The sequence below is a fragment of the uncultured Shimia sp. genome (assembly GCF_947498095.1).
In the GTDB taxonomy this organism is placed as follows: domain Bacteria; phylum Pseudomonadota; class Alphaproteobacteria; order Rhodobacterales; family Rhodobacteraceae; genus Shimia.
On the sequence record NZ_CANMJE010000001.1, the window covers coordinates 91810 to 108608 of the forward strand.

Below are 16799 nucleotides of genomic sequence, written 5' to 3' on the forward strand. Positions count from 1 at the left end.
GCCGGCCAATGGGGACTCCCCGGGATATTTAGGGCCAAAAGAAATCAGTAGCTCTGGTTCAATTCGTCGGCAGCCGGGATTTCTCGCTCGCGCTTTGCAATGTATTCCAGCAGTTCCTCGTTCTTGGCCTCGTCCAGCTTGGGTTCCTGGTACTCGCTCAGCAGTTTTTTGGCGTGATTGAGCGCGCGCTCGGTGATTTCAACAGACCCTTCGGCCACCCATTGCTCGATCGAATTGTTGTCTAACAAGTCGGGCATAAAGAATGCTTCTTGGAAGTTGTCTTGCGTGTGGGGGTGGCCAAGGTAGTGACCTCCTGGTCCGATGTCACCAACTGCGGCAAGCGCCTGATCAAAGTCATCCCATTTGAGGCCTTGCGCCATTCGGTAGCCCATGGCGCATTGCTCTGCATCGACCACGAATTTGGCAACAGAACAATGCATGCCCGCTTCGTTCCAGCCTGCGGAATGCCAAATATAGTTGGCCCCGGCATGTAGAACCGCCGACAGAGTCGTGGCGCTTTCGTAACCCGCTTGCGCGTCAAAGGTTTTGGCCCCTCCCAGCGTGTTTGAGGTCCGCCAAGGCACGCCGTAGTACCGTGCCATCTGGCCAATCATAAAGTTCATCTGGCTGATCTCGGGCGTCCCGGCCATAGGCGCGCCAGACTTCATGCTAACCGTGGACAGATAGTGGCCGTAGATTGCAGGTGCGCCGCGGCGAATGACCTGTGTATAGGCCAGCGCCGAGAGCGCCTCGGCGTTTAGTTGCGCGACAGCGGCAGGCACACTGGCGGGGGTGTTTGCCCCGCCAAGCACGAAGGGAGAACACAGCACCGGCTGGTTGCGTCGACAAAAGGCGCGCATGGCGCCCAGCATGGTCTCATCCCAGACTAGGGGGGAATTGCCGTTGCAATTGCCGGTCGTCACGGGGTGGGTTTCGAGGAAGTCTTCGCCAAACAGGATGGCACACATATCGAGAACATCTTCGGCGTTCTTTGGCGACGTAGTCATGCCCATGAACATCTTGTCGGAGTGCTTCATCGACGAATAGGTAATGCGCAGATGCCGCTGGCTGATCGGATGATCGTAGGGTTCGACGATATGGTGCGCCGATGAGTGCAGTCCCGGCATCATATGGCTGAGCTTATGGAACATCGCCAGATCTTCCAGCATCGGGTTGCGTCGTTTGTCTTCGAGGTCGCGCAGGAACGGCGCGCCTGTCATGGGCACAAAGACCGAGTTGCGACCACCCAGCGCCACGTTCTTGTTCGGGTCTCGCGCGTGGTAAGTAAAGGTTTCAGGGATGGTCGAGATCAGGTCGCGCACAAGATGGCGGTCAAGATAGACCATCTCTCCGACCACTTTGGCGCCGGCTTTTTTCCAATCCTCCAGTGCAATCGCATCGCGGAACTGAACGCCAACGTTTTCAAGAATATCCATCGAGGCATTGTCGATGCGTTCAACCTGTGACCCATCCATGATCTCGGTCAGCGGCAGGGCATTTTCCAGCCCGGGCAACATGTCGAAATTCGGGGCGGTACGCACAGCGCGGCGGGCGGCACGGCCTCCGCCACGACGGCGCGGGGGGGATAGATCGGTCATCGCAGTCTCCTTGCTTCAGGGATCAGAATGCCCTGCAAGGTGCTGCGCCAACTTGCTGAATACCGAAGTGTGATTGCAGAAAGCGACCCGGCAGAAAGGGTGCCCCTTAGCAAAAGAAGAAGGGCGCGCCAGCGGCACGCCCTTGTTTCAGATCTTCAAATTCAGTCAGCGATTTAGAACTCAACAACCGCGCGGATCGACTTTCCCTCGTGCATAAGATCAAAGCCTTCGTTAATCTGGTCCAGGGTCAGTTTGTGCGTGATCATGTCGTCGATCTCAATTTTGCCGTCCATGTACCAATCCACGATACGGGGTACATCCGTCCGGCCCTTGGCACCACCAAAGGCAGTGCCTTTCCAGACGCGACCTGTGACCAGTTGGAACGGACGGGTGGAGATTTCAGCGCCCGCGGGGGCGACACCGATAATCACCGACACACCCCAGCCCCGATGCGAGCATTCCAGCGCGTCGCGCATGACCTGAACGTTGCCTGTGGCGTCAAACGAGTAATCCACACCGCCAAAGGGATCTTTCTCAGTTTTGGTCATCTCGACGATGGCGTCGGTGACCGACTGGCCCTCGGGCAGGTCGGCAGGGTTGACGAAGTCGGTCATGCCGAACTTGGTCGCCATCTCGACCTTGGACGGGTTCAAATCAACACCAATGATCTTGTCAGCGCCAGCCAGACGCAGGCCCTGTATGACGTTGAGGCCAATGCCACCAAGGCCAAAGACCGCGGCCGTTGAGCCGATCTCAACACCCGCCGTGTTGATTACCGCGCCGATGCCGGTTGTCACGCCGCAGCCGATGTAGCAGATCTTGTCAAAAGGCGCGTCTTCGCGCACTTTGGCCAGTGCGATCTCGGGCAGAACGGTGTGGTTGGCAAATGTCGAGCAACCCATGTAGTGAAAGATCGGCGTACCATCCAGCATGGAAAAGCGCGTGGTTCCATCGGGCATAAGACCCTGGCCTTGGGTGCCGCGAATGGCAGTGCAGAGATTGGTTTTACCAGAGAGACACGAATGACACTCACGGCACTCTGGCGTGTAGAGCGGGATGACGTGATCGCCGGGTTTCAGAGTGGTAACACCCTCACCGACTTCCATCACGACGCCCGCGCCTTCGTGTCCAAGGATCGACGGGAACAGGCCCTCGGGATCGGCACCGGACCGGGTAAACTCATCCGTGTGGCAAATTCCTGTTGCCTTCACCTCAATCAGAACCTCACCCGCCTTGGGGCCTTCGAGGTTCACTTCCATAATCTCAAGCGGTTTGCCGGCTTCAAGAGCCACGGCGGCTTTCGTGCGCATCATCATATCTCCCGTAATGTTTGAGCAGAGGGTGAGCGAAACAGCGCCGGTTTTCAATAGAAGTTACGACCTTGGCTTGTGCCAATGCGACCAAGACCCCAGATTTCCAGCGAACCCGAAATGGAGTACAGATATGAAATGGATCGGACTGGTCGCTTTTGTCGCTTTGGCCGCCTGCATCAATGAAGAAGAGGAGACGGCGGAGATGAAAGGTAGCGAAACCTGTGATCCGGCAGCCTTTGAATTCCTGATTGGGCAAGATAAATCAGCCGTTGATGGCGTAACGACGCCGGAAACAGTGCGGGTTCTTGGCGAAAGTGCTGCGATGACGATGGATCACCGTCCTGATCGATTGAATGTCTTCTTCGACGACAATGGCGTCATCGTCAAAGTCACTTGCGGATGAGACCTGAGCCCTCATTTCTGATAACGTCGCAAATATTAGATTCTGTTGGCCATAACTGAGACACGACTCTGGCCCTATCGGTCTGTGTGAATATGCAGTGAGGATGATCCATCGAGTCGGTCGTTTCTTCGGCCAATTTCACACGCGCAACGGACGACATGGTTTCGCCCAATGCCATCTCTAGCGAGGAGGCCGAAATGGACGGCAATTTCAAAGAAAACGACCTTGAAAAGGTCGTCTCCGCAGACAAGGCACATGTCTGGCACCATCTGACTCAGCATAAGCCCTTTGAGACTGGCGATCCCCGGATCATCATCGAAGGCAAAGGCATGCGTGTCTGGGACCAGAACGGCAAAGAATATCTTGATGCTGTGTCCGGGGCCGTTTGGACCGTCAACGTTGGCTATGGCCGCGAAGCCATCGCGGATGCTGTTCGCGAACAGCTGATGAAGATTTGCTACTTTGCGCAAACCGCAGGGTCGATCCCGGGCTCGTTGTTCGCTGAAAAGCTGATCGAAAAAATGCCGGGCATGAGCCGCGTGTACTACACGAACTCTGGTTCGGAGGCGAATGAGAAGGCCTTTAAGCTGGTGCGCCAGATTGCGCACAAAAAGTACGGCGGCAAGAAAACCAAGATCCTGTACCGCGACCGTGACTATCACGGCTCAACACTGGCGACGATGTCGGCAGGTGGTCAGGATGAGCGCACCGCGCAGTACGGTCCTTTTGCACCTGACTTTGTCCGCGTGCCGCATTGCATGGAATACCGCAAGCACGAGCTGGGTCTTGAGCACCTTTCAGGTGCCGAGTTTGGCCGTGCTGCGGCAGACGCCATCGAAGAGGTCATTCTTCGCGAAGGCCCCGAGACCGTTGGCGCCCTCTGTCTTGAGCCGATCACCGCAGGTGGTGGAGTGATCGAAGCGCCCGAAGGCTATTGGGAGCGCGTTCAGGAAATCTGTAAAAAGTACGAAGTACTGCTGCACATCGACGAAGTGGTCTGTGGTGTTGGCCGTACCGGCACTTGGTTCGGCTATCAGCACTATGGCATCAAGCCTGACTTTGTGACCATGGCCAAAGGCGTGGCCTCGGGCTATGCGGCGATTGCCTGCATGGTCACAACCGAGGAAGTCTTTGAGATGTTCAAAGATGACGCATCGGACCATCTGAACTATTTCCGTGACATCTCGACCTTTGGTGGCTGCACTGCCGGTCCGGCTGCGGCACTGGAAAACATGCGCATCATCGAAGAAGAGAATCTTCTTGAAAACTGCAACGCCATGGGCGCGCGCATGATCGCAAACCTCGAAGCTCTGAAAGAGAAACACAGCGTCATCGGCGACGTGCGCGGCAAGGGCTTGTTCCTGGGTGCCGAGCTGGTCGTGGATCGTGAGACCAAAGAGCCGGTAGACGAAAAGATCTGCGCGCAGGTTGTGGCGGATTGTGGCGCTCAAGGCGTCATCATCGGCATGACCAACCGTTCGATCCCGGGCCGTAACAACACGCTGTGCTTCTCGCCGGCGCTGATTGCAACAGCTGAAGACATCGACGCGATCACCACAGCGGTGGACAACGCGCTGACCAAAGTGTTTGGCTAAGCCTTGCGCTGAACCTGAATGATGGGGCCGGGGCAGAGATGCTCCGGCCTTTTCTAATTAAAGGACTCTCCCATGTGGCCCGATCCCGTGACCCTGACCGGCACCCACGTATCAGTCGCCCCCTTGAGCCAGGCCCATGCCGGCGATCTGGCCGAGGCCTCGGCGGATGGGGACCTGAGCACGCTTTGGTACACTTTTGTGCCTGCCCCTGACGGGATCACAGATGAGATCGACAACCGGCTGGCGCAACAACACGCGGGCTCTATGCTGCCCTTTGCCATTCTTGATCCCAGCGGCAAAGCGGTCGGCATGACCACCTATATGAACATCGACGCGCCAAACCGGCGGCTTGAGATCGGCTCAACCTGGTATCGCAAGTCGGTCCAGCGCGGGCCGATGAACACCGAATGTAAGTTCCTGATGCTGCGTCACGCCTTCGAGACGCTGGACTGTATCGCGGTTGAGTTTCGCACCCACCGGCTGAACATGCAGTCGCGCCGTGCCATCGAGCGGTTGGGCGCGCAGCAGGACGGGATATTGCGCAATCACATGATCATGCCCAATGGCACGCTGCGTGACACGGCTGTCTATTCGATCATCGCAACCGAATGGCCTGCCGTCCGGGCCAATCTCGAGCACCGCATGGCCGCAGGGTAGCGCCGCCTGAATGGCAGCCTTTGCATATTGAACGGTAAAGGCGAAGGATAACACCATACCAGATTGCACCAGCATTAAGTCCAGCCTATGCTGTTTGCATGGCGATATCAGTCGAAACCTTCTTTCTGAATCCGCAGTTTCAAGGCACCCTGCAATCTCAGATTCAACAAATGATTGCCGAAGGCATTCTGTCAGGTCGGTTTCGACGTGGGGAACGCTTGCCGTCCACACGCAAGCTGGCGTCGCATTTGGGGATCAGCAGGATCACCGTGACATTGGCATACACTGAGCTTCTGGCAAACGATTACCTCTCATCGCGCGGACGGTCCGGGTATTACGTTTCAGAGAACGCTCCCGTTCCACCAAGCTTCAAACCCGTTCAGCGCCGCGAAGACCGCGTGGACTGGACCCGCGCAATCGGGCGCCATTACTCTGGCGGCAACACCCACGAGAAACCCCATGACTGGGCGCAGTACAAGTATCCGTTCATCTATGGTCAAACGGATCCAACCCTGTTTGATCACGCCAATTGGCGGTTGTGCGCGCTGCAAGCCCTAGGGCAAAAAGACTTTTCCTCTCTGACCACTGATTACTACGATCAGGATGATCCCAGACTTGTTGAGTTTATCGCCCGAAACACTTTGCCGCGCCGGGGAATTCTGGCACGACCCGAAGAAATCCTCATCACTCTTGGCGCCCAAAATGCACTGTGGTTGGCCGCACAGGTCTTGTTGACTCAGCGGCGAACGGCGGCGATCGAAGACCCTTGCTATCACGCGTTGCACGACATCCTAAGCCAATCGCGTTGTCACCTTGCACCAGTCCCTGTTGACCGCGATGGCCTTCCGCCAGACGCCATTCCGCCAGAAGCAGACGTGGTGTTCACGACTCCCAGTCATCAATGCCCAACTACGGCGACCATGCCAATGTCACGTCGACACGAACTCTTGCGGAAAGCACGCGAGCTGGACGCACTTATCGTCGAGGACGACTATGAATTTGAAATGTCCTTTCGAGATGCCCCGTCCCCGGCGTTGAAGTCACTCGATACGGATGGCCGCGTGATCTATGTGGGCAGCTTTTCCAAGTCGATCTTTCCTGGTCTTCGCCTGGGCTACCTCGTCGGGTCCGAGGCCTTTATCCGCGAGGCGCGCGCATTGCGCGGCTCAGTGCTGAGGCATCCCCCCGGCCACATCCAACGCACGGCGGCCTATTTCCTGTCTTTGGGCCATTACGACGCGCTCATTCGGCGTATCCGAGAAGCCCTGAGAGAGCGCAGTGAAGTCATGCGCGAGGCACTGGACCATCACCAGATGGAAGTGGTCGGCCAGGGTGTGCACGGCGGATCAAGTTTTTGGATGCGGGCGGATGACGGCGTGGATACGGAGAAACTCGCCCTGCACCTCAGGGCGCAGGGTGTGTTGATTGAGCCCGGTCGGGTATTCTTCAATGGCACAAACCGGCCACGTAACTATTACCGCCTGGCCTACTCATCGATACCCGTGCGGCGCATTCCGGACGGTGTGGCCCGGATAGCGAATGCTTTGAAAGCAAGTGACGAGTGGATGTAAGGCGGGACAGCCCGGCTTGGTTACTTAGACTTCCAGCTGTCCAGCCAATTGCGGAATCGCCCTCGCCCTTCGGCCATGCGATCGCCAGCCGCATCCAAGCTATCCCCCATATCCTCCAGCACCGGATCAATGCGCGCCTGCCGGAACCGACGCCAGCGCACGTAGATTGCCCAAACGAAGGCAAAGAACACGGTCAGGATGATGATATTGAGCCATGGGATAATCGTGGCATCCGGCCCTTGAACCGGCTTCACCCCCACAGCGTTGGGGTAGATCGAGAAAAACTCGTTGCGCCAGCCGTAGTGCTTCACCGCTACCCAGCGAGGCGAGTCTTGAGTGGATTTCAAATCCGTTGCCTCGGCCTGCAGGTTTGCCGTGTCGAACTTGAAATAGGGTGGCCAGCCCCAACTGGTGTCCTCGTTGCGGTACACCATTGGACGGTTGTTTTCATAAAACGCCTGAATGAAAAACACGTCGCGGTTCACATTTCCGGTCGCATTACCTGAATCCTCTTTGGCCCAGAACAACGAGTTCTCGCCAAAGTCGATGCGCTTTTCATAGGTATCTGCGATACGAACGATATCGTTATGCGGCAAAGTATAGTGAAAGAACGCCGCTACCAGCACCCAGAACGTGCCCCAGAATACCCATTTTACATAGACCATTGTGGCCCCCTTAACTGAAATTCATCAGGTAGATGATGGTGATCATCAAGATCACCGGAATGATATAGACACCCAGGATCAGTTTACGACGCAAAGACCCGTCATAATCTTTCAGCCCTTTGTCGATCCAGGCGTCTCGGTCGCCGGTCATGCCCTCTTCGTCCCATTCCGTTTCGAGTTTACCCTTGCGGACCGAGCGGGAATAGAACGACAGGCAAACGTAGATCACCGTCAGAACGATGAACCCGACGACCATTAACCGAGCGAGTGCAAACATGGGCTACCTCCTGACCGCGCCCCAGGGGCCGACGCGGGCGATCATGTCGTCACGTGGGCTTTGGGGTTTGGGTTCTTCCATGGGGGCATCATGCCCGAATAATGCGGCACGTGCACCAGCCTTGTCTGCCTGATACTCGCGATCCAGAAAGTCTGCCACATAAGATTTCTTGGTCTCAGACCAGCCCGCATAGGCACGGTAAAACGCTTCTTTGTGGCAGATGAACAGCTGTCGGATGTCCTTGGGTGCCAGCTCTGACAACAGCATGTTGACCAGATCTTTATGCTCTGTATCAGCCGCGCGCAGCGTGTAGAAATAGGCCGGGTGGTCGCTGGTGATGCGCGGCCACGGGCCTTCGTTTTCGGCCCAGTTCACCAGCCGTTGCAGGGCGTGAAATTCCTCGGGCAGACGATCCGCATTGTTGCGCGCGAGGCTGCGAATATCGCGGCGGGTGGCGTTGCTGAGATCGACGCCCGCATCCTGCGCCGCGTCGACAACAATAAAGTCCATCTTTTGCCGCAGGATCGCGCTGGCGTCGATGCCGCGCGCTTTGACAATCGGTTCGACCAGATCGTTGTAGTCAAAGAACTTGGCGATCTGGTTGCGGTCGCGGAAATCGAACACATGCTTGATCGGCAGGTCACCCAGGGCCGCCTTATCCCCAGCCGCAATCGCCGCCGGGTGGTCAAGATCGCGGAACAGGTACACCCCGTCAAAATGCGCCGTCCAAAAGGTATCTTGCTGAAACTCCATATGTTTCAGCCGCACGGGGTTGCGCGTCACATCGCCGGTGCGCTTGACGACTGAGATCATATCGGCGATCAGCACGTCGTCAAACCAGGCGTCCTCATCCCCTTTGAAGATGTCCACCATCTCGGCCAGCTTGTCCGCATCGCGCAGCGTGCCCTCGGTGGTGTCCGCCTCGACCAAGACCTTGCGGATGTCGAACAGACGGGCGGGGTCGGTGACGGAAAAAACCGAGTTCACCAGCTCTCCGGCCACGCAATCGCGGGCGGTGAGGGCAAAGAGCTGCGGTTCGTTCTCAGTGATGAACTGTTTCAGAATGCCCCGACTGGTCGAGAACTGCGCGTTCAAGAGCGGCGCGGTTTTCTGCTCGGTCGTGAGCAGGATGAACTGCCGGTTACAGCCGCCTTGGTTGAGGTAGAGGTGGTCGTTCAGCTCATCCCCGATCTCTGGGGAAAAGCCCGAGATGTCGATGTGAAAATCTGTGAGCGCCGTGGTCTTGCCCGTCAGATGCTTGAGCGCACGGTTGTAACGCTCGACCAATACCGGCGAGGCCACCTCGATCAGGTTCCCAAACATCAGGCCGCGTTTAATCAGTCGGTGCATGGGGACCTCCGTTACTTTGCCATAAGCGCTCTTCATTGATCGCTTCACGCAGAACTCTTTCTAGCAGCGGAATTTTCATGCGGTAATAGACATCCTCAACGACTCCATCAGGGGCACCTTGCACTTCCGCATTGATGGCTTTCGCTTGTGAATGAACTGCAATCCATGACTTTGGAAGGCGAGGTGAGAGAACGACGTTGTCGTTTTCTTCGACATGTCGGATGACCACACGATGCACTCTCTCAATCAGACTTGCCCACTCGACTGAAGCTGCTTCTCCTTTTGGAAGCGCCGCCCCGGATGAAAGGAAGTACACACGTTTAGTTTTGCTATGATCGCCGTTTTGCCGAAGTTCGAAAGAAGCAAACCCAAGTTTTGGAAGGGAAGAGGACAGCGTCTTTAGCATGGCGCGGACTTTTTCTTCTTGGGCACCTTGCTCTATTGCGCGGCTCTCCCGCTTGTCTTGGCGATACAGTAGGGCGGTTTGTTCTGCTTGCGTTTCAGTCATTCGCTTCAACTCCTTTCGTTGAAGCGAAAGCTCGTTGCTCTGCAAAAGCACCGTCACAATAATCCACAAAAAGGCCAAAGAACCAGCCAGTCCAGCCAACGTGTCTCCTTTTTCATTCGGAGGAGATTCTAGGAACTTCTGGTAGTTTGTCTTGCATCTCAACACCTCGTTTTCAACAAAACAGATGTGTTGGCCCGAAAGGTCAAAAACATACCAGCCAAACCCAACGGTTAATACAACTCCAAACAGTAGCAGAAAAGCTCCTCTCAACTTTCCTTCCCCTCCAAATACCGCCGCTTCGCCTCTTCCATCCGGCGCATGTCCCGCACGGCCTCTTCAATCGCCACCTCGTCCGACTTGTCGGAATAGCGGAACTCGGAATCGGCGTAGCGGTTGATCTCCTGCACCACCATCTCGACCGTAATCGGCACGCGGAGCGCTGAGATCATATCCTTTTTCCGCTCATAGGATTGGAACAAGAACAACTCCGGATTCTCCATCCACTCATCCGGCAATTCAAAGTCCATGGCGCGGACCTTGACCGCGTCGGTGATGTTCTTGATCGCGCGGCCGGTAAAGCGCGGGTCGGCCTCTTGGATGGCTTTCAGATAGGTGCCGAGCTTGGCAATCGTGTCCAGCCCGCCGATCTGATCGTGCACCTTGTCAAAGACATTCATCAGCCCGGCCTCATGCGGGCGGGAATGCGATTCAAACGATGCGGCGACGGCTTTCTGGATCGCTTGTGCCTCGTACAAGTCATGATCGCCTAAGGGGATATCGTGGTTCTTGCCCATCAACAGCGCGAGGATGTCGATATAGTCTTCGCGCATCTTGGGGCCATCGACAAGGAATCGTGCCCCGGCGCGTTGGCGCAGGGCATCGTCAACATTCTCGGGATAGTTCGAGAACATGCCAAAGGTGCAGTTGCCGCGTACCACCGTATTGGCCCCGGCAAAGCTCTCCATCAACACGGCGGTGATCTCCAACTGCCCCGCCGAGGACTGTCGGTCGCCGCGTTTGCCCGCCAGTTGGTCGATGTCATCAATGGTGCCAAACCCAATCGCCATCGGGTCGATGATGTTGTTGATGAACGCCTTGGCGTTCTGCCCCGACTTGCCCTGATAGCTGTCGATATTGTCGGTCGAGAGGTTCTGATAGCGGAACGGATAGCCTGCGACCTGACAGTAGTCATTGATCAGCCCCGCCATCATCTGGATCAGCGTGGTTTTCCCCGTGCCGGGCATGCCGTCACCCATAAAGGTGAAGATGAAACCGCCCAGTTCGGCAAAGGGGTTCAGCTTGCGGTCAAAATCATAGGCCATCAGCATTTTGGCGAGCTTCATTGCCTGATACTTGGCGATGTGGTTACCGACGACCTCGTTCGGTTTCTTGAAGGTCATGGTCAGCGTGGTGCCCTTGGCGGCGCGGGCGGGGGTGAAGCCGTTGATCGTCAGGTCATCCGCCTCAACCCGCCAACTGGCACCGGTAAAGGCGGCAAGACGAGGGGCAGATTGGGCGCGCAGGGCAACCTTTTCCATGAGCTGTTCGGCAAAGGCGCAGACCGTGGTGACAAGGCGTTGTTCGTCCGTGGCCAGTGTGGTGATGTCCTGATCCAACTCCCACAGGGCGCCATGCAAAGCCAACTGGGCGTTGTCGGTCAGAACCTCTTCGACCTCTCCGACTTCAACCTGAACCTCACCCTGATGTGACGCGAGGAGATAGGCAGTAGAATTGGCAAAAACATACAGAACAGTGAGCGCTTCGGCAGTCAGGAGTTCGGAAAACTCCGCTTTATTATCAGCGCCTAAGCTGCCCGCAAGGTTGGCGCGTTTGAGGTCGGAAAGGCCAGAGGCATCGGCAAAGTTCTCTCCTGTCGCCAGCGCAATCGCCAGAGCGCGGCGCAACCCGTTCAGGACGTTCGCCTGTGCGGGCGAGATCAGGGGATCGTCGCCGTCCGCACCTTCGATGCTTTCGACCAGGTGCACGCCTTCGGGTCTCGCGGTTGAGCGTGTCACCAACCCCGGTGTGGTTGAACGGAACCGCCGGCGCGACGCGATGCCGGGCGAGCGTTCTTCTGCCCTGTCGGACGTCTTGGCCTTGGCAATACGAGGGGTGTGATCGAACCCGTCCAGAAAGCCATACGCTGCCGTATAGTGCTTCTGAATATCCTCTTCACGCAGTTCCATTTGATCGCTGGTCAAACTCATCTCTCAAACCCGTTCTTCGTATTGCCAAAAATACACGCGTCGCAAGTTTCACCCGCGCGCAGGCCTCCTAATAACTCAGCACCCGTCCTTGTGGACTGACTACATATTTCCGCACAGACGCAAACCCCGGTGGGTTCAACTCTTCCAGCGCCTGATAGGGGCGCTGCGGCAAGATGATGGCGCGTTCGGTTGTGGTCGCCCCGGTATCCACGCCACGCCCCGAGAAGGGGTCGAGCGCGAAAACTTCGCGGTCAACTTTTGAGAACCAACCAGACTTTTCCTGCTCCACCCGTTCGCTCTCAAGCGCCTCAACCGTCCATGCCAGTGCCCAGTCTTCACCGTCGGGCGCGCGGGCCTGCTCCAGCACTTCGCGGATCGGGCCGGACTGCTGTGTGTAGGCCGAAGAATACATCGGCCCGACATGATAGCGGCGCAGGCGTTTGGGGTGGAGGTCGTCAAAGCTCTCGTCGAAGCCCTTGGCGATGGTCACCAGTTTCAGCGCGCCAAGCGATTGACCCATCAGATGGGCCTGCACCTCGGGCCAGCGGCGTTCGTCTTTCGGCAGCGCTGTGCGGCCCGAATCTTCAAGGTCCATGAGGTAGATCGTCGGCAAGTTGATCTGGCTGTCATAGACGGCCCAGTGCAGCACGAATTTACGCCGGTCCTCGCCGATATTGCCGATCCACTGGATCTCGGGGTGGTTCTGAGCCCAAAAGATATCGCCCTTAAGCAGTTCCTCGTAATAGAGCCGCTGCGAAAGCGCGAATTGCAGTTTGGTGGGCACCTCGCGGTCACCGATGATGACGCGCAGCATCTGGTCTTTCAGCTCTGCGACAGAGGGCATGTTGCGCAGATGCGTTTCGGCCTGTTGCGCGTCATTGGCCATAACCAGAAGCTCGTTAAAGATCGGGAAACCGCTCTCGACCGCATCGAAGGAAAGCGAGCCAAAGAACTGCCCGGTCTCGCGCCCCACCAGGAGGTATTTCATGCTGAGCGCACGGAAGGTGTAAGAGAGCTGCGCGAGATATCGCGTAAGGATGCGCACATCTTCATTGCTGATCGCGCCATCGGCCACACGAGCCGCCGCGACACGAGTGAGATGATCCGTGATCGCGTCGAACTTCTTGAAGTACCGCCGCGAGGCATAGGTGTCCCGCAGGGCTTTGTGGTCGGCGGTTTGGGTGTCAGTCATTTGGACTAGGTTTTCCATCTTGTGAGGCTCGCCTGCCCATCGACATGATCAAAACCCCTCCCCCAAAGACTGGAACGCCAAGCAGCCAATACCAGAAAGAGTTTCCAAGGAAGGCAACATTTAAAAGTTGCAGTACGGCACCGAACATCAACAACCACAGCACACCTAACAGTACCGCAAGATGGGGATGCATCCGCATCACGCCCCATACAGGTTCTTGTCGTGCTTCTCGACGATCTTCTCGAACCGGCGGGCAAAGCGTTCGTCGGCCTTGGCCTTGGCTTCCAGCACCTCGCGGGCAAAGACCATGTGATCCTCATGCGCTTCCATCATCTCGGCCATGCGCTGGTTGGTTGCCGTGCCTATGGCCGCCATCGAGGCCTGCGCTTCCTTGTCGGTCTCCACACCGATCTCGTTAATCCGGTGGGCCACGTCCTGCTGCTGCGCCGTCTTCAACGATTTGGTCAGCGCATCATAGAGCACCACGCGCTGTTTGGTGTCGGTCTGCAGCTTGTTGATCAGGACCATCTGTGTCGCGGCCTGGTTTTGCAGTGAATCGATCCAGGTTTTGCCCTTTTCAATATAGCGTTCAAGCGTCTGGGATTTGGCCACTTTGACCTGCTCGTCCTGAACCAGTTCGTTGTACTTGTTGTTCAGCGCGGCCAGTTCGCTTTCCAGCTGGGTGCGGGTGGCGGCGTCTTGCTCAACGGAAATCTTGTTCTCAAGCTCGATGATCTTGGGATCCATGCCCTTGATCTCAGTCTTGACGGCCTCGAGCGCACCAACGGTCGCTTCGCGTTCGTCCAGCGTTTCGGTGAGGTTGGTTTCGACTTTGGTTTTCTGCTCGTTCAGCACCGCCAGCTGCCCTTCGAGCAGTTGGGTTATGACGTCGGATTTGGCGATCAGATCCTGGAGTTTATCGTCGATATTGGCGGTCTTGATACGTTCCTGACGCATAGACTCGGCCTTGCCTCGGGCAAAGATGCCGACAAAGCTTTCCCAGCCGGTCTTGTCCCGCATCTGGTCAAAGTCTTTTGAAAAGGCTGCAGTGACATCGTCGAGGCCCATGATGAGTTCCGCGATGTTGGCGTTCATGACCTCGGTATGGGCGTGTACGTCGTCCAGCGTGGCGTTTTCGATATCAATGGAAACGTCGTCACCAGTCTTCATACGTGCGCGCGCCGCGTCGATCCGGCTGGTCAGTTCTGCAATTTTTGATTGCGCCTCTTCTACCTGCGCTTGGGATTCGCGCACCTGTGCGTCAAAATCGGCCATAAACTCTCCTATATTTTCAAGCTCTTGCACCTGATATGGGTAATGTGAATATGTTTTACATCAGGAAGGAAATTTAAATCACGTCGAGTGTTGCAAATGCGCACAGACAAAAAAAGGCCCAAGGTGTCGCGTGCACGTCCAAGGCTTGCGTTGATTGGCTGCCGGGTGTCTAAAAGGCTGACCCAACTTCGGAGCGCCCATGTCTGACCTTTTCCTTCCCGTCGCCCCAGATGTGGAACCTGAACACGAGACCCCATCTGAGGAAAAACTGATTTCCGGCGCCCCCCGGTTCACCACATGGAATCTGGAGGAGCGCGACGGTCTTTACGCAGGGATCTGGCAATCCACGCCGGGGAAATGGCACGTGAGTTATGATGAGTGGGAGTATTTTCGAATGCTAAGCGGAGTGTCGATCCTCACTGATGCCGATGGTCAGGAAACACGGTTAAAGGCTGGCGATGCCTTTATCCTCCGACCAGGGTTTCGTGGAACGTGGGAAGTCGTTGAGACCACCACCAAGGACTATGTCATCCGGCTGTGAGCCTGCGGGGAAACTGATATGAAAACCGGCCCCAAGAACCTGATCACAGATGTGCAAGGGCTGCGCGTGGGCAACGCGTCGGACACGCAGATCAAAACCGGAGCGACGGTGTTGCTGGCGGATGCCCCCTTTACTGCGGGCCTGCACGTCATGGGTGGCGCTCCGGGCACCCGCGAAAGCGATCTTTTAGCACCGGACAAGACCGTGCAACAGGTTGATGCGCTGGTCCTGTCGGGCGGGTCTGCCTTTGGGTTGGATGCGGCCTCGGGCGTGGCGGACGGATTGCGAGTGCGGGGGCGCGGTTTCGCAGTCGGGGATCAAACGGTTCCAATTGTACCCGGTGCTATTCTGTTTGACCTGTTGAACGGCGGCGACAAGGCCTGGGCCTCGAACCCTTACAAGGAATTGGGCCAAGCAGCCCTGGACGCCGCATCAGACACTTTTGAGTTGGGCACAGTCGGCGCAGGCGCAGGTGCCACGCTTGCAAGCTTCAAGGGCGGATTGGGATCGGCCTCGGCGGTTTTGCCCTCGGGACATGTCGTCGGGGCGCTTGTCGCTGTGAATGCGCTTGGGGACGCAACCGTAGATGACGGACATTTCTGGGCCGCGCCGTTTGAAATCGACGACGAGTTTGGAGGGCTTGGCATTGCCGGTCAGGTGCCGCCGGGCTTGCCACCAACCAAGCTCGCCAGTCACAACACCAACACGACGATTGCAATCGTCGCCACCGACGCAACGTTGGACCAAAGCCAATGCACCCGGTTTGCCACAGCCGCTCATGACGGGATGGCGCGGGCGCTGGTACCCTCTCACACGCCGATGGACGGGGATTTGATCTATGGTGTCTCAACCGGCGCCAAACCTATGGCCAACCCTGTCGAAGAGACGCTCTGGCTGGGGCACGCGGCGGCGACCTGTCTTGCGCGCGCTATTGCCCGGGCTGTCTGGCACGCCACACCGGCCCCGACCGATACAGTGCCCACCTTCAGGTAATCACGCCTGCTTCTTTTGGCCTTAAAAATCCCGAGGTGAATTGGCCGCGCGCGGCCAAGAGGGGCTGGACCCTAAACCGGTAGCGCCGTGGTCTTGAACACCGTGCGCAAAGCAAAGGACGACTGCATTTGGGCCACACCTGGCAGCCGTGCCAGATACTGGCGATGGATACGGGCAAAATCATCAGTGTTTTCTGCAACCACCTTCAGGATGTAGTCGGCTGAGCCTGCCATCAGGTGACACTCAAGAACATCCGGGATGCGCGACACGGCCTTTTCAAAAGCGTCCAACACTTCGTCCGCTTGACCCGAGAGCGTGATCTCAACAAAGACCGTCGTTGGCACACTCATTTTGCGGGCGTCCAACAAGGCCACGTAGTCGCGAATGTAACCTTCGGCTTCCAGCCTCTGTACACGACGGTGACAGGCAGACTGGGACAGGTTCACCTGCTCTGAAAGATCCGCGTTAGAGATTCGTCCGCGCTTTTGAAGCGCCCCCAGAATGCGACGATCCGTTTGGTCCAGAGCCATTTGTTAGTATCCTTTTGCTTATTTGTGCAAAATACTCGAAGATTCTTCGAATTGCATGTTTTTATTTTGCTCAAAAATGTAGCACATTTCGTCACGGCTCCGCCAAAGTGAGCGCAGGTAATCT

Annotated in this window: 16 protein-coding genes; 6 read left to right on the forward strand and 10 right to left on the reverse strand. The window is 56.9% G+C overall.

Features of this window, described 5'->3' with window-relative positions; all coding sequences use genetic code 11:
* Window positions 1-44 precede the first annotated feature (44 nt).
* A complete protein-coding gene (locus Q0932_RS00470) occupies window positions 45-1598 on the reverse strand; it encodes a trimethylamine methyltransferase family protein (protein ID WP_299348395.1) in 1554 nt (517 codons plus the stop codon).
* A 173-nt stretch (window positions 1599-1771) separates the two neighbouring features.
* Window positions 1772-2908 (reverse strand): S-(hydroxymethyl)glutathione dehydrogenase/class III alcohol dehydrogenase, encoded by a 1137-nt coding sequence (locus Q0932_RS00475; RefSeq protein ID WP_299348397.1) that lies wholly within the window; start codon window positions 2906-2908, stop codon window positions 1772-1774.
* A gap of 133 nt (window positions 2909-3041) precedes the next feature.
* Between Q0932_RS00475 and Q0932_RS00480 the strand changes: the two genes are divergently transcribed.
* From Q0932_RS00480 to Q0932_RS00495, 4 genes are all read left to right on the forward strand, one after another.
* Window positions 3042-3314 carry an I78 family peptidase inhibitor gene (locus tag Q0932_RS00480; protein WP_299348400.1) on the forward strand — a complete coding sequence of 91 codons (273 nt, stop codon included), beginning with the start codon at window positions 3042-3044 and terminating at the stop codon, window positions 3312-3314.
* 197 nt (window positions 3315-3511) lie between these two features.
* The gene (locus Q0932_RS00485; RefSeq protein WP_299348401.1) at window positions 3512-4909 is read left to right on the forward strand and encodes an aminotransferase class III-fold pyridoxal phosphate-dependent enzyme; all 1398 of its coding nucleotides are present in this window, start codon (window positions 3512-3514) and stop codon (window positions 4907-4909) included.
* A 72-nt stretch (window positions 4910-4981) separates the two neighbouring features.
* On the forward strand, window positions 4982-5566 hold the full coding sequence (locus Q0932_RS00490; RefSeq protein ID WP_299348402.1) for a GNAT family protein: 585 nt from the start codon (window positions 4982-4984) through the stop codon (window positions 5564-5566).
* Window positions 5567-5664: 98 nt separating this feature from the next.
* Window positions 5665-7137 (forward strand): PLP-dependent aminotransferase family protein, encoded by a 1473-nt coding sequence (locus Q0932_RS00495; RefSeq protein ID WP_299348405.1) that lies wholly within the window; start codon window positions 5665-5667, stop codon window positions 7135-7137.
* 20 nt (window positions 7138-7157) lie between these two features.
* Here Q0932_RS00495 and Q0932_RS00500 read toward each other — a convergent pair whose 3' ends face one another.
* From Q0932_RS00500 to Q0932_RS00530, 7 genes are all read right to left on the reverse strand, one after another.
* Entirely contained in the window at window positions 7158-7802 is a 645-nt protein-coding gene (locus Q0932_RS00500; RefSeq protein ID WP_299348407.1) for a DUF1523 family protein, read from the reverse strand.
* Between the two features lie 10 nt (window positions 7803-7812).
* Window positions 7813-8079, reverse strand: coding sequence for a hypothetical protein (locus Q0932_RS00505; RefSeq protein WP_299348409.1), 267 nt, complete (start codon window positions 8077-8079; stop codon window positions 7813-7815).
* 3 nt (window positions 8080-8082) lie between these two features.
* Window positions 8083-9429: a DUF6638 family protein gene (locus tag Q0932_RS00510; protein WP_299348411.1), complete on the reverse strand. Its 1347-nt coding sequence runs from the start codon at window positions 9427-9429 to the stop codon at window positions 8083-8085.
* Window positions 9413-10207, reverse strand: a complete 795-nt coding sequence (locus tag Q0932_RS00515; RefSeq protein WP_299348414.1) for a hypothetical protein — start codon at window positions 10205-10207, stop codon at window positions 9413-9415. Before Q0932_RS00515 ends, Q0932_RS00510 begins: the two co-directional genes overlap by 17 nt.
* Window positions 10204-12144 (reverse strand): ATP-binding protein, encoded by a 1941-nt coding sequence (locus Q0932_RS00520; protein WP_299348417.1) that lies wholly within the window; start codon window positions 12142-12144, stop codon window positions 10204-10206. The genes Q0932_RS00515 and Q0932_RS00520 overlap by 4 nt, the downstream gene beginning before the upstream one ends.
* 67 nt (window positions 12145-12211) lie before the next feature.
* On the reverse strand, window positions 12212-13336 hold the full coding sequence (locus tag Q0932_RS00525) for a hypothetical protein (protein ID WP_299348420.1): 1125 nt from the start codon (window positions 13334-13336) through the stop codon (window positions 12212-12214).
* Window positions 13337-13534: 198 nt separating this feature from the next.
* A complete protein-coding gene (locus Q0932_RS00530) occupies window positions 13535-14611 on the reverse strand; it encodes a hypothetical protein (RefSeq protein WP_299348423.1) in 1077 nt (358 codons plus the stop codon).
* 199 nt (window positions 14612-14810) lie between these two features.
* On the opposite strand from Q0932_RS00530, the gene Q0932_RS00535 reads away from it, so the two are divergent.
* Together Q0932_RS00535 and Q0932_RS00540 are read left to right on the forward strand one after the other, a co-directional pair.
* Window positions 14811-15152, forward strand: coding sequence for a cupin domain-containing protein (locus tag Q0932_RS00535; protein ID WP_299348426.1), 342 nt, complete (start codon window positions 14811-14813; stop codon window positions 15150-15152).
* A gap of 18 nt (window positions 15153-15170) precedes the next feature.
* The gene (locus tag Q0932_RS00540; RefSeq protein ID WP_299348429.1) at window positions 15171-16145 is read left to right on the forward strand and encodes a P1 family peptidase; all 975 of its coding nucleotides are present in this window, start codon (window positions 15171-15173) and stop codon (window positions 16143-16145) included.
* Window positions 16146-16216: 71 nt separating this feature from the next.
* Here the strand turns inward: Q0932_RS00540 and Q0932_RS00545 are convergent, their stop codons facing one another.
* A complete protein-coding gene (locus Q0932_RS00545) occupies window positions 16217-16675 on the reverse strand; it encodes an Lrp/AsnC family transcriptional regulator (protein WP_299348431.1) in 459 nt (152 codons plus the stop codon).
* Between the last annotated feature and the right edge of the window lie 124 nt (window positions 16676-16799).